Consider the following 13,078-nt stretch of genomic DNA (forward strand, 5'->3'; position numbering starts at 1 on the left):
TTTCCTTACTTTTGTCAGCTATATTCCGTTGACACCTATGAAAAAACTTTTACTCTTGCTCGCCCTTTCCGGATGCGTCGCCGCAGGACACGCACAGGAGATTCTGCTGGGAACCGATTTCAAAATGTATTTCGACAACAAGGAATTCGGCAGCAACGAGTTCGCCGTGCCGGGGCTGGACATCGAATCGGGCACGGACTTCGCAGCCCGGCTGACGCCCCGTGTCGGCATCCGGTGGGACGAGAAAAACACGCTGGTCATCGCCGCGGACATGATCAAGAATTTCGGAACCCAGGAATCGGCCTATCTTTCGGAGATCAAACCCGTCTTCTACTACCAGTTCCAGACGCCCAAGGTGACGGCCGCAGCCGGTATCTTCACGCGCGACATGATGCACGACGACGACTATTCGACGGCATTCTTCTCCGAGTCGGAACGCTTCTTCCACAACCGCATGAACGGCGTGCTGGCGCAGTACAACGGCAAAAGGGACTCCTACGTCGAGTTCGTCTGCGACTGGGAGGGCATGTATTCCACCCTCTCGCGCGAAAAGTTCCGCATCCTGCTCGCCGGACGCCACTACCTCGACACGTTCTACTACGGGTTCAACTACTCGATGTTCCACTATGCGGGACAGCAGGGCGCGCCGATCGAAAACGTCGTCGACCTGCAACTGCTCAACCCCTGCGTCGGCGTGCGGTTCAACGCCTTCTTCGATTTCGACATCAAACTGGGAGCTTTGCTCACGGCCCAGCGCGACCGCAGTTTCGGCCACTCGTGGGAAAAGCCCTGCATGGGCGAGTTCGCCTTCCGGATCAGCCGCTGGGGACTGTCGCTCGACGAACGCCTCTATGTCGGCGACAACATCCACCCCTTCTTCTACGGACATGAACTCGAAGACGGCACACCGCTCCCCTACGGCCGCGAGTTGTACCCCGCCGAGAGTTTCTTCCGCACCGACCAGAAGGTGTACAGCCGCACGGCGCTCTCCTACCGCCGCTCGTTCTTCAACGACACGGTCTCGGTCCGCGCGGAGTTCGCCGCCCACCACGACGGCACGGCCCTGGGAACCCAGCAAATGCTGGTCGTGGGGGTGAAACTGCTCAAAACCGTTTACAACAGCAAAAATCATAAAAAATAATATGGCAAGCGAAACAAACGAAACACGGGAGAAGTCGCTGAACTTCCTCGAAGAGATCATCGAAGAGTCGATCGCCGGGGGCGAAACGCGCATACAGACCCGTTTCCCGCCCGAACCGAACGGTTACCTGCATATCGGCCACGCCAAGAGCATCTGCATCAACTTCGGACTGGCGAAGAAATACGGCGGCAAGTGCAACCTGCGCTTCGACGACACGAACCCCGTCAAGGAGGACGTGGAGTACGTCGACTCGATCAAGCGCGACATCCAGTGGCTCGGCTTCCAGTGGGAGCTGGAGCGTTACGCGTCGGACTATTTCGACCAGCTCTACGAATGGGCCGTCGTACTGATCAAGAAGGGGCTGGCCTATGTCGACGACCAGACGCAGGACGAGATCCGCGAAAACCGCGGTACGGTATCCGTGCCGGGAACGCCCTCGCCGTGGCGCGACCGTTCGGTGGAGGAAAACCTCGATTTGTTCACGAGAATGAAGAACGGCGAGTTCCCCGACGGAGCCAAGGTGCTGCGCGCCAAGATCGACATGGCCCATCCGAACATGCTGTTCCGCGACCCGATCATGTACCGCATCATCCACGCCGAGCATCACCGCACGGGCGACAAATGGTGCATCTACCCGATGTACGACTACGCCCACGGCCAGAGCGACTCGATCGAGCGGATCACCCACTCGATCTGCACCCTGGAATTCGACGTGCACCGTCCGCTGTACGACTGGTTCATCCAGGCGCTCGACATTTTCCCCTCGCACCAGTACGAGTTCGCACGCCTGAACCTCACCTATACGATGATGTCGAAGCGCAAACTGCTGAAGCTCGTGCAGGAGGGCGCCGTGATGGGCTGGGACGATCCCCGCATGCCGACGATCTGCGCCCTGCGCCGCAAGGGCTACACGCCCGCCTCGGTGCGCAACTTCGCCGAGATGGTGGGCGTCGCCAAGCGCGACAACGTGATCGACCTCGGGAAGCTGGAATACTGCGTGCGCGAAGACCTGAACCGGGTCGCCCAGCGCCGCATGGCCGTGCTGAATCCGCTGAAGGTGGTCATCACGAACTACGAGGACGACAAAACCGAGCTGTTCACGGCGATCAACAACCCCGAGGACGAAGCCGCCGGCACGCGGCAGGTTCCCTTCTCGAAGGTGATCTGGATCGAGCGCGACGACTTCATGGAGAATCCGCCCAAGAAGTTCTTCCGCCTCTCGCCGGGCGGCGAGGTGCGCCTGCGCTATTCGTACCTCATCAAGTGCGAGGAGGTCGTCAAGGACGAGGGGGGCAACATCACCGAACTGCGCTGCACCTACGATCCGATGTCGGGCGGAGGTTCGTCGAGCGACGGCCGCCGCGTGAAAGGCGTCATCCACTGGGTGTCGGCCGCGGATGCCGTGGAGGCCGAAATCCGGCTGTTCAACCCGCTCTTCACGAAGGAGGACCCCGACGACGTGGCCGAAGGGCAGACCTGGGAGGACAACCTCAATCCCGAATCAATGATCAAAATCACAGGCTACCTCGAACCGTCGCTGCGCGACATCCCCGTAGGCCGGGCCGTACAGTTCGAGCGCGTGGGCTACTTCTGCCCCGACACCGACTCGACCCCCGGTCATCTGGTGTTCAACCGCACGGTGACGCTCAAGGACTCGTGGGCCAAGATCAACAAATAGAAAGATCCCCCACCGACAAAAAAAGACATCCGGACGATTCCGGATGTCTTTTTTTATCATTTACCCTCCTATTTCACCGGATTTTACCTACCTTTGGGATCGGAAACGAAAACGGAATAATCGGATGCAGTTGTTATACGTAATAGGAACAGGGGTGCTGGCGGCGTTTTGCGTCCTCCTGGCCGTCCGTATCTGCTACCAGCGCCGGTACATCCGAACAAGCGACCGGATCAACGACTGCATATTCCGCAACGTAGCCGCCTACCTGCTGCTGATCGACCCCGATTTCAACGTTCTGCAAACCAACTACCGCTCCACGACGGGAACCGCTCCGAAAGCCGCACCGCCCAAGGTGGGCAACCAGCTGCGCTGCAAGAACGGCGAGGACGCCGGCATCTGCGGCACACACGAATTGTGCGCCGACTGTCCCGTCCGCGCGGCCATCACCGGGGTGTTCCGGACGAAGAAAGGCTTCTCGGGACTGGAGGTCCCGATGGTGCTCTACACCTCCGACGACCACACGGAGACCGTCGACTGCGACGTAAGCGTGGCGGGCAATTTCCTCACCGTCGCAGGACAACCCCGGGTGGTGCTGACCGTGAGCGACATCTCGGCCCAGAAACGCACCCAGCGCGAACTGGAGAAAGCCCGCGTTCGCGCCGAAGAGTCCGACCGCATGAAATCACGCTTCCTGGCCAACATGAGCCACGAACTGCGCACGCCGCTGAACGCCATCATCGGATTCTCGGAACTGCTCATGGACGACCCCGCCCCGACCGAGAAACAGGAGTACATGCGCATCATCCGCTCCAACGGCGAGGTACTGATGCAGCAACTCAGCGACATCCTCGATCTCTCGAAGATCGAAGCCGGAACCCTCGGCTACGAATATAGCGACGTGGAACTCAATGCCGTCATGGAAGAGCTGGAAGGCGGTTTCCGCATGCGGCAGCCGGAGAACAGCCCGGTGCGGATCACCTTCCACAGAAAATATCCCGTCCGCTACATCCGCACGGACCGCAAACGGCTGATTCAGGTGATCGCCAACCTTTTGAGCAACGCCGTGAAATTCACCTCCGAAGGTTCCGTCGATTTCGGGTTCGAAATCCGCGGCGGGGAACTCTACGTCTACGTCGCCGACACGGGAGCCGGCATCCCCGAAGAACACCGGGGACAGCTTTTCCAACGTTTCGTCAAGGCGGGATCGTTCAGGCAGGGCATCGGCATCGGACTGGCGATCTCGAAGTCGATCGTCGAAACGATGGGCGGCCGCATCGGCGTCGAATCCCGACCGGGCAAAGGCTCGACCTTCTGGTTCACGCTCCCCTGCAAGCCGGAGCAATAAGCATCGTTATCCTCTTCGCGGTTTCCAAACCCTCCCGGCCCTGCGCAGCGGAATAAAATACGCCTGTTCCTTCCAGGTCTCTCCGACCCACCAGGCATCCCAGCGCGACACCGAGCGAAACGCCCGCAGAGCTGCCTGCAACAGCGGGTCAGCCGGATCGCTGACAACAGGACTTCCCTTTTCCGACAACAGTCGCGCCCGGTCGATCCGAACCACCCGCCCTGTGGAATCGGCTGCAAAGACCACATACAGCGACAGCAGATCGGGCGACTTTCCGACATGAAGGCTGTCGAACGCCGCGGCCACACGCTGTGCATTGTCCGTCGCATCCGCACCTCTTTCATACAGCCGGTTCCGGTAGGCTTTCGTCTCACTCACGCGCCCCTCGGACACCGCAGCCACCCATTCGCGTTCGAGATTCCGCATAAATCCATCGTGTTGGTAATACACCAGATTCCCCGTGCCATAGCGGATCTCTCCGCTGAACCAGCCGGCACGGGCGCGTGATCCCGCTGCAAATTCGGGAACCAGCTCCGCTCCGGAAAATACGACGTCGCCGTCCTCGGTGTTCACGCACTCAAGCCACAAGATGCCCTCGTCGTCCAGCCGCCAGACACCGATACACCGACGCCAGCAAGCCGTAGAGCCGGAGGCATCGAGTTCGTCCAGCCGTTTTTCGAGCCGGGCGAGCACGGCGGAATCCGCCGTCGCCAGCGGCAGTGCGAACAACTGCATCGTATCGCACCCGACGACAAGCCGTTCGGCAGCCTGCCCTGTCGCCGACGCGCGAAAAGGCTGCAAAAAACACACGACTGCCGACAGCAGAAGAGCCGCACGTATCATAAGCGAGGGTATTTTTCAGAAAGATACGCAAAAAACGAAGATTGCACAAGTCCCGTTGCGAAAACGACGACATCGGCTCCGCGTCAGCGCATCATGCCGCCGAAGGTCCGCCGGCCGAAAAGGTAGCGCAGCACCACCGAGCCGCGGTAGATGTTTTCCGCGGCGGAACCCTTGCGGTTCGCGCGGATCTCACGCCGTTTGCGGGCCAGCGCCCCGTGCCAGCGGATGAAGTCGCGCCAGGCGCGGAACACGGCGCGGAAGTTGTCCCGGCGGCCCTGCATGAGGTAGGACAGCGCGGCGAGCAGGTCGAGCGCCGGGCGCGCAACGGCCACGCAAAGCCGCTGTGCGGGCGAGGCGCACTTGTAAAGCATGGCGAGATTGTTCCGGTGATTGTAGAAGACCTTGGCCGGAGAATCGGTCTGGAGCGTGCCGCCGCCCAGGTGGTAGACCCTGCTCCGGGGCACGATCCGCACCCGGTAACCCGCCAGCTGCATCCGCCAGCAGAGGTCGATCTCCTCCATGTGGGCGAAGAAATCGCCGTCGAAGCCGCCCAGCGCGCGGAACACGTCGGCCCGGCAGCAGAAAGCCGCGCCGCTCACCCAGAAAACGTCGCGCTCGTCGTCGTACTGGCCCCGGTCCTTCTCCACGCAGCGCAGGATGCGCCCCCGGCAGAAGGGATAGCCCAGGTAGTCGATGAAACCGCCCGCAGCCCCCGCATACTCGAACTCCGTGCGGTCGGCGCAGGAGATCAGCTTCGGCGCGGCGACCGCCACGTCGGGATTCCGGTCCAGACAGTCGAGAATCGGCGCAAGCCACCCCTCGGGGGTCTCGACATCGGAGTTCAGCAGCAGGTAATAGTCGGCCTCGATATGCTCCAATGCGCGGTTGTAGCCTCCGGCAAAGCCGTAGTTGCGGTCCATGCGCAGGACCGTGACCGACGGAAACCCGGCGGCGAGCGCCGCGAGAGAGTCGTCCGTCGAACCGTTGTCGGCGACGATGACCTCGACGCCGGCGGGAGCCGCGGCCACGACCGACGGCAGGAAACGACGCAGGTGGTCCGCGCCGTTCCAGTTGAGTATGATGATTTTAGCGACCGGCATGAGTTCGTTTGTGCTTCCAGCGGCGATGCGACCACATCCACAGTTCGGGACACTCGCAGATCATCCGCTCCAACTTACGAACGTAACGCTGCGTGATTTCGTATTCGGCGACCTCCTCTTTGCCGTCATAAATCAGTTCGAAGGACATTTCGTAGCGTCCCCGCCGCAGGCGGTTCATCTTCACGAAGTAGACCGGGAGGTTGCAGCGCAGGGCCAGTTTCTCGCCGCCGTCGAAGAAGATCGTATCCTGATTGAGGAAGCGGAACCAACGGCTGTCGGGCCGCCGCGGGGGATTCTGGTCGGCGATAAGCCCCATCACGAGGTTCTTGCCGGCGATGCCTCCGGTCCGGTTGCGCAGGTAGAAACGCAGGCTCTCCTTCATCGAGACGGTCATCGAATTTTCGTAATTGCGCAGCCGCCGGTAGAGTTCCTCCATCACCTTGCTGCGCAGCGGATGGTAGACGGCGACCAGCATCTGCGACCGCTCGTAAAGCCCCCAGTAGGAGCAGTACTCCCAGCAGCCGAAATGGGCCGTCATGGCGATCCAGTCGCGGCCGTGCACCGCTTCCACGTGTTTCTCCACGTCTTTGACCGTGAGCACCGTCCGGCCCTTCTCCTCGTTCATGTAGGCCATGTTGATCGTGTCGACGAAGATTTCGGACAGCGTGCGGTAGAACCGCCGCCGGATGACGGCCAGTTCGCGTTCGCTCTTCTCGGGGAACGAGTTCCGCAGGTTGGTCTTGACGACCTTCATGCGGTAGCGCAGGCAGTAGTAGAGCAGGACGAAAAGCAGGTTTTCGACGACGTAGTACTTGAACCAGTAAGGCATCACGGCGAACACGCGTGCGCCCAGCCAAAGGGTCTCCAGCCAGAAGCGCTGCAAAATGGTCAGATCGGTTCGTTTCATGCCTGCCGCCCGGATTAGGGTTCCACGAAAAGTTTGACGTTCTCGACCTTGGTGCGGATTCTCAACCAGCGGATCAGCGTTTCACGGTCGACCGGAAGCGCGGAATCCCGGGGCGTCACCACGCACACGAGCGTCGTATCGCCGGGCGTGCCCTCGACGTCGAAGGTGATGCCCTTGGTCAGCGAAATGGCCCCGATGTTGTCCATCATGGCCCCCACTTCGCGCGAGATGTCGTTCACCTCGACGTTGGTCACCCGGTAGCGTTTCAGCTGCGAGGACATCTCGCCGATCCGGCGGTTCTTCTCCTCCAGCAGCTCCTGATAGCTCTTCTGGAGCGAAACCACGTCGACCTTGTCCTCCGTATTGGCCTGCCGGACGACCAGTTCGGCCTCCTCCAGCCCGAAATTGCGCATCTGCGTACGGGCATTCTCGATCACCTCCTCGCCCAGCGGCTCGCCCACGAGCAGCAGCTCGATCTGCGAGGGGTTCTTGCCCTGCGCGTAGTGTTTGTTGCACTCGATCACGCGGGTATGCGGAAAGTTGAAGACCTGCGACACGTATTTGTCGGCCACGGCCTCGAACAACGAGACGCGGACCATGTGGAACCCGATGACGACGCTCGGGATGAAGGTCACCAGCGTGATGACCATCATCAGCCGCTTGACCGTGCGCTCGCGGACCTTGTCGATGAAGACCTTCTTCTCGTATTGCAGAAAACGCACCATGGCATAGGTCGCCAGCGCGATGAACACCGAATTGATGAAGAAGAGGTAGAAGGCGCCGATGAAAAAGCGGAACTGCCCCGTGGCCAGTCCGAAGCCCGCCGTACAGAGGGGCGGGATGAGGGCCGTGGCGATGGCCACGCCGGGAATGACGGTCGACGTGCGGTCCTGCCGCGTCTGCGCCACGATGCCCGCCAGGCCGCCGAACAGGGCGATCAGCACGTCGTAGGTCGTAGGCACGGTGCGCGCCAGCAGCTCGCTGCTGTTCGACGAGAGCGGCGAGATGAAGAAATAGACCGTCGAGGTGATGATGGCGACGATGAACATCAGCGCCAGGTTGCGCAGCGACTTCTTGAGCAGTTCGAAATCGTTGATGCCCAGCGCGAGGCCGACACCCATGATCGGGCCCATGATCGGCGAAATGAGCATCGCGCCGATGATCACCGCGGCCGAATTGACGTTCAGGCCCAGCGAGGCGATCATCGTGGCGAAGATCAGCACCCAGAGGTTGACGCCGCGGAACTCCACGCCCTTCGAGACGGAGGCCACGACCTCGTCGCGCTGCGCCTTGTCCTCGTCGAGGCTGAAACGGCCCTTCATAAATTCGCGCAGCTCCCCGAGCCACGCCGAAAACGAACGTTTTACCTTTTGTGTATCGTCTGTACGGTTCTCTTCCATCAATTGCGTTTCGATTTGAGTTACTCCTCCCCGTCCTCCCGGACGCGGCGGACTTTGGGTTTTCCGGCCACGACGATCACGAACTCGCCCTTGGGTTCGGTCGTGCGGAAATGCCCGAGCACCTCGGCGACGGTTCCGCGCACGGTCTGCTCGAACTTCTTGGTGATCTCGCGCGACACCGAAACCCGGCGGTCTTCACCGAAAACCTCGGCGAACTGCTCGAGACACCGGACCACGCGGTAGGGTGATTCGTAGAAAATCATCGTGCGCTCCTCGCCGGCAAGCGCCTGCAACTGCTTCATCCGCCCCTTCTTCTGGGGCAGGAAGCCCTCGAAGCAGAAACGGTCGCACGGAAACCCGCTCTGCACCAGCGCCGGAATCAGCGCCGTGGCGCCGGGCAGCGTCTCGACCTCGATCCCCGCCTCGACGCACGTGCGCACCAACAGGAACCCGGGGTCCGAAATGCCGGGCGTCCCGGCGTCCGACACCAGGGCGGCATTGCGTCCCGCGGCGATCGCCCCGGCGACCATTTCGACCGTGGCGTGCTCGTTGAACTTGTGGTGCGAACGGAGTTTCTGCTCGATGCCGAGGTGCTTCAGCAGGAACGACGTCGTGCGCGTGTCCTCGGCGAGGATGAAATCCACCTCGCGCAGGACGTTCACCGCGCGCAGCGTGATGTCGTCCAGATTCCCGATCGGCGTAGGTACGATATAGAGTTTGGCCATCGTGTCAGGCGAATTTGCGTTCGAGCAGTTCCATCATAAACTTCGCGCCGTCCGAATTGGGATTCCAGGCGTAGTTCTCGGCAATGTGGATCATGCACTCGTCGAAATCGTCGAAGGCGTTGAGCGTCGCGATCGCCTCTTCATAGGCTTCGCCGTCGCCGCCGAACAGATCGCGGATCAGCAGGAACTTGTCGTTGATGCCGATGGCGTTGCGAAGGTCGGCGACCGGTTCGCCGCGGCGCAGTTCCGAAGCCATGTCGCGCCGCGGAGCGATCGTATCGGCCAGCGTCTGCACGTCGTGGTTGATCACCTCGCCCAGCACGGCCCCGACAGGGACCGCAACCTCCTTCGCTCCGGATTCGGCCTCCTCCGGCTCGGCGGCGGCAGGCGCTTCCGAAACGGTGACGGGTTCCGCCGCGGACTGCGGCACGGACGTTCCGGACTGCGGCCCGGGACCTGCGGACGCAGGCGCAGCCGCCGGTTCGGGAGTCGCGGCAAACCCGGGACGGACAGTCGGTCCGGGCGTCGCAGCGGGTTCGGGACGGGCAGCGGGTTCGAGCGTCACAGCGGGTTCGGGGCGGGCAGCGGGTTCGGGACGCTCCGCCGGTCTTTCCGCCGTTTCGGGCCTTGCGGGCTTTTCGGCGGGCGCGGGCGTATCGTAGAGCGACATGATGACGCGCTGTTTGTGACGGTGGCGGACGGTCTCCTCCTCCAGCCCGAACAGCGTGGGCGCGATGTATTGGGGTTTCTCCGCAGGAGCGGGTTCCGGAGCTGGCGCAGGAGCGGGTTCCGGAACGACGGCCGATTCAGCCGCAGCGGCAGGTCCGGGCGCAGCGACCGGCTTCGCAGACGGTTCAGCCGCAGCCTCGGATTCAGGCGCAGCGACCGGCCCGGATTCGGCGGCCGGTTCGGATTCTCCGGCGACGAATGCGGCTTCGGACGCCGCTTCAGGATCAGGCTCAAATCCGGATTCCCCCTCAAGTTCCGGCTCGGAATCCGACGCCGCAGGCTCCGCCATTCCGGGCGTCTCCGTATCGGGTTTCCCCCCGGCAAACGCCCCGGCAGAATCGGCCGCGACCGTCGTATCGGGTTCGGAAAACGGCTCTGCGGGTTCCGCCTCCGCATCGAACGCGGGTCCGGAAACGGCATCGGGACCGGGTTCGAACACGGCTTCGTCCGTCGGGTCGAGCGAAAGCACCGCCCCGAGGTCGATGGGCACCGGAGCCGCCGCAGGCTCCGTCTCCGCAACCGGGGATTCCGGAAGGGATTCCACCTCCGTAAAGCGCACCGCATCGTAGAGCGTCCGCAGTTTTTCCAGCGCCAGGTCGCGTTCGAGGGCCGGAATATCCCCGGAAGGCACCCAGCCGTCGACAATCGCGGTCAGCTTGCGCAGTTCGGCACGTATCGTCTTCAAATCCATCATTGCGTACTGTTTTGACCTCCAAAGGTAGAAAAAATTTGCGAAAGCCCAGCCATTCCCCGGAACCTTTTGTCCGAAACATCTCCGAACGGGTTTTTCCGGGACATCCGGACCGTCCCGCCGGGCACGGAAAAGGGAGCGGCGGCCGAAGCCGCTGCTCCCTTGCAGCTGTCCCGCACCCGCGGCGTCGGCCGCCGTGCCGGAGAGACGAATCATTCGGTGATCCGGAAACTGCCGCCGAGCGTGCAGTCGGAGTCGTGCCCTACCCAGACATGGTAGTCGCCCGGCTCCTGGCCCCACTTTTTGTCGAGACGCCAGAACGAAAGGTCGTCGGGCGTCAGTGTGAAGGTCACCTCGCGGCTCTCCCCGGCGCGAAGCATGACCTTCCGGAAACCTTTCAGTTCACGAACCGGACGCGTCACACCGGACAGCAGATCGCGCACGTAGAGCTGCACGACCTCCTCGCCGTCGCGGCCGCCCGTGTTGGTCACGCGGACCGACACGCGAACCTCGCCGCCGACGGCGGTTTCGGGCGTCAGCACCCGCAGGTCCGAATAACCGAACGTCGTGTAGCTCAACCCGTAGCCGAAACAATACTGCGGCGAATTGGGTACGTCGAGATAGCGCGAAGTGTATTTGTTGGGCTTGCCCGACTCGTCGGCCGGACGTCCCGTGCTCTTCTTGTCGTAATGGATCGGAATCTGCCCCACCGTGCGGGGAAAGGTCATCGGCAAACGCCCCGAAGGGTTGTAGTCGCCCGACACGACATCGGCCAGCGCCTCGCCCGCCATCGTGCCCGGATACCAGGTCAGCAGCAGGGCGTCGGCAAGTTCCGCTTCGCGGGCCAGCTCCATAGGACGGCCCGTAACCAGCAGGACGACAACCGGTTTCCCGGTTTGCTTCAAGCTCTCCAGCAGGTCACGCTGCGCGTCGGGCAGCGCAAGCGACGCAAGGCTTGCCGCCTCGCCGCTCTCCCCCGCCTTCAATCCGAGCGCGACCAGCACCACGTCCGACTTCGCGGCTGCGGCCACCGCCTCCGAAATACCGCCTTCGAGGGCCTTGTGCGGGTCGCATCCGCGGGCATAGGTCACACGGTCGGCTCCGAAACGCGCCCGCAGTCCGTCGAGAAAGGTCGAGGTCCGGCCGGCCTCGGCGAAATGAACCCACGAGCCGATCAGGTCCCACCGGGAATCGGCGAAAGGTCCCACCAGCGCGATCCGGCTCCCCTTTTTCAGGGGCAGCACGCCGCCGCGGTTCTCCAGCAGCACCATCGAACTGCGGGCCACGCGGCGCGCGGCATCGAGATGTTCCGGGGCGTAATAGCACTTCTCGCGCTCCTTCGCCTGGTAGCGGAAAGGATCGTCGAACAGCCCTAGGCGGAACTTCACGGCCAGCACCTCGCGGCAAAGGCTGTCGATCAGCGACTCCGGGATACGCCCCTCCCGCACCAGTTCGGCGGCATGGAACAGGTAGGCGGCGCTCATCATGTCCATGTTGACCCCGGCGCGCAGGGCCAGTTCGGCAGCCTGCGCATCGTCGCCCGCCACGCCGTGAGCTTTCAGTTCGCCGATCGTGCCGTAGTCGGTCACCACGAATCCGCCGAAGCCCAGTTCGTCGCGCAGCAGGTCGCGCATCAGCCAGCGGTTGGCCGTGGCCGGAACGCCGTCGAGGTCGTTGAACGAGGTCATCACCGTCGCGGCCCCGGCATCGAGCGCCGCCCGGTAAGGCGGCAGGTAGCTGTCGCGGAAAACCCGCTCGGACATATCGACCGCATGGTATTCGCGCCCGGCCTGCGGAGCGCCGTAGGCGGCGAAATGCTTCACGCAGGCAAGGACCGACGAAGGGTCGGACAAGTCGCCCTGATAGCCCCGCACCATCGCTTCGGCGACACGCGCGCCCAGATAGGGGTCTTCGCCCGCGCCCTCGGAGACACGGCCCCACCGGGGGTCGCGCGAAACGTCGCACATCGGCGAAAAGGTCCAATGGATGCCCATGGCCGAGGCTTCGCGGGCCGAAACGCGGGCCAGCGACTCCGCGGCGGCAGGGTCCCACGAGGCGGCGACGGCGAGGTTGATCGGGAAGATCGTCCGGAAACCGTGGATCACGTCGGCGCCGATCAGCAGCGGGATGCCCAGCCGGCTCTCCTCGACGGCGATCCGCTGCAACCGCTCGGTCTCCTCGAAGGACTTGATGTTGAATACGCTGCCGCAGCGCCCTTCGCGGACCAGCCGTTCGACGGAAAGTTCCGTCTTGTCGGGTCCCGTGACGGCGCCGCCTCCGCGCTGCTGGACCAGCTGGCCGATCTTTTCGTCGAGCGTCATGCGTTCGACCAGTTCCGCGGCGCGCCGCCGGTCCTGCGGGGTGACGGGCTGCGCCCCGGCGGGATACAGCACGAGGGCCGCCAATACGGTAAAGATGCTATTTTTCATCGGTAAAAGTTTGAAAAGACATGCGAAGGTAATGAAAATACCGCAAAAAAAGGGCCTCGGACGGAATAAACTCACTCCCGCCCGAAGCCC

The 13,078-nt window shown here is 62.7% G+C and carries 10 protein-coding genes; 3 read left to right on the forward strand and 7 right to left on the reverse strand.

What is annotated here, in order from left to right:
- Positions 1 to 37 precede the first annotated feature (37 nt).
- From NQ492_RS01060 to NQ492_RS01070, 3 genes are all read left to right on the forward strand, one after another.
- Positions 38 to 1,141 carry a hypothetical protein gene (locus tag NQ492_RS01060; protein WP_015546566.1) on the forward strand — a complete coding sequence of 368 codons (1,104 nt, stop codon included), beginning with the start codon at positions 38 to 40 and terminating at the stop codon, positions 1,139 to 1,141.
- A gap of 1 nt (position 1,142) precedes the next feature.
- The gene (locus NQ492_RS01065) at positions 1,143 to 2,819 is read left to right on the forward strand and encodes a glutamine--tRNA ligase/YqeY domain fusion protein (RefSeq protein WP_015546565.1); all 1,677 of its coding nucleotides are present in this window, start codon (positions 1,143 to 1,145) and stop codon (positions 2,817 to 2,819) included.
- A 130-nt stretch (positions 2,820 to 2,949) separates the two neighbouring features.
- Complete coding sequence (locus NQ492_RS01070) at positions 2,950 to 4,164, forward strand: sensor histidine kinase (protein WP_172633808.1); 1,215 nt, start codon at positions 2,950 to 2,952, stop codon at positions 4,162 to 4,164.
- A 6-nt stretch (positions 4,165 to 4,170) separates the two neighbouring features.
- On the opposite strand, the gene NQ492_RS01075 is transcribed toward NQ492_RS01070, so the two are convergent.
- The 7 genes from NQ492_RS01075 to NQ492_RS01105 all read right to left on the reverse strand — a co-directional run bounded on the left by NQ492_RS01075 (position 4,171) and on the right by NQ492_RS01105 (position 12,988).
- Entirely contained in the window at positions 4,171 to 5,007 is an 837-nt protein-coding gene (locus NQ492_RS01075; RefSeq protein ID WP_015546564.1) for a hypothetical protein, read from the reverse strand.
- 83 nt (positions 5,008 to 5,090) lie between these two features.
- Complete coding sequence (locus NQ492_RS01080) at positions 5,091 to 6,107, reverse strand: glycosyltransferase family 2 protein (RefSeq protein ID WP_015546563.1); 1,017 nt, start codon at positions 6,105 to 6,107, stop codon at positions 5,091 to 5,093.
- The gene (locus NQ492_RS01085) at positions 6,094 to 7,014 is read right to left on the reverse strand and encodes a lysophospholipid acyltransferase family protein (protein WP_015546562.1); all 921 of its coding nucleotides are present in this window, start codon (positions 7,012 to 7,014) and stop codon (positions 6,094 to 6,096) included. The genes NQ492_RS01080 and NQ492_RS01085 overlap by 14 nt, the downstream gene beginning before the upstream one ends.
- 14 nt (positions 7,015 to 7,028) lie before the next feature.
- The gene (locus NQ492_RS01090) at positions 7,029 to 8,414 is read right to left on the reverse strand and encodes a TIGR00341 family protein (protein ID WP_015546561.1); all 1,386 of its coding nucleotides are present in this window, start codon (positions 8,412 to 8,414) and stop codon (positions 7,029 to 7,031) included.
- 20 nt (positions 8,415 to 8,434) lie between these two features.
- The gene (gene rsmI, locus NQ492_RS01095) at positions 8,435 to 9,139 is read right to left on the reverse strand and encodes a 16S rRNA (cytidine(1402)-2'-O)-methyltransferase (RefSeq protein ID WP_015546560.1); all 705 of its coding nucleotides are present in this window, start codon (positions 9,137 to 9,139) and stop codon (positions 8,435 to 8,437) included.
- A 4-nt stretch (positions 9,140 to 9,143) separates the two neighbouring features.
- Positions 9,144 to 10,562 (reverse strand): hypothetical protein, encoded by a 1,419-nt coding sequence (locus tag NQ492_RS01100; RefSeq protein ID WP_015546559.1) that lies wholly within the window; start codon positions 10,560 to 10,562, stop codon positions 9,144 to 9,146.
- Positions 10,563 to 10,771: 209 nt separating this feature from the next.
- A complete protein-coding gene (locus NQ492_RS01105; protein WP_083810191.1) occupies positions 10,772 to 12,988 on the reverse strand; it encodes a glycoside hydrolase family 3 N-terminal domain-containing protein in 2,217 nt (738 codons plus the stop codon).
- Between the last annotated feature and the right edge of the window lie 90 nt (positions 12,989 to 13,078).

The sequence above is a fragment of the Alistipes shahii WAL 8301 genome (assembly GCF_025145845.1).
Classification (GTDB): Bacteria; Bacteroidota; Bacteroidia; order Bacteroidales; family Rikenellaceae; genus Alistipes; species Alistipes shahii.

Coding starts and splice junctions, on each gene's coding strand:
- NQ492_RS01060 (WP_015546566.1), top strand. CDS start 38: ATGAAAAAACTTTTACTCTTGCTCGCCCTTTCCGGATGCGTCGCCGCA.
- NQ492_RS01080 (WP_015546563.1), bottom strand. CDS start 6,107: ATGCCGGTCGCTAAAATCATCATACTCAACTGGAACGGCGCGGACCAC.
- rsmI (WP_015546560.1), bottom strand. CDS start 9,139: ATGGCCAAACTCTATATCGTACCTACGCCGATCGGGAATCTGGACGAC.
- NQ492_RS01075 (WP_015546564.1), bottom strand. CDS start 5,007: ATGATACGTGCGGCTCTTCTGCTGTCGGCAGTCGTGTGTTTTTTGCAG.
- NQ492_RS01090 (WP_015546561.1), bottom strand. CDS start 8,414: ATGGAAGAGAACCGTACAGACGATACACAAAAGGTAAAACGTTCGTTT.
- NQ492_RS01105 (WP_083810191.1), bottom strand. CDS start 12,988: ATGAAAAATAGCATCTTTACCGTATTGGCGGCCCTCGTGCTGTATCCC.
- NQ492_RS01085 (WP_015546562.1), bottom strand. CDS start 7,014: ATGAAACGAACCGATCTGACCATTTTGCAGCGCTTCTGGCTGGAGACC.
- NQ492_RS01065 (WP_015546565.1), top strand. CDS start 1,143: ATGGCAAGCGAAACAAACGAAACACGGGAGAAGTCGCTGAACTTCCTC.
- NQ492_RS01100 (WP_015546559.1), bottom strand. CDS start 10,562: ATGATGGATTTGAAGACGATACGTGCCGAACTGCGCAAGCTGACCGCG.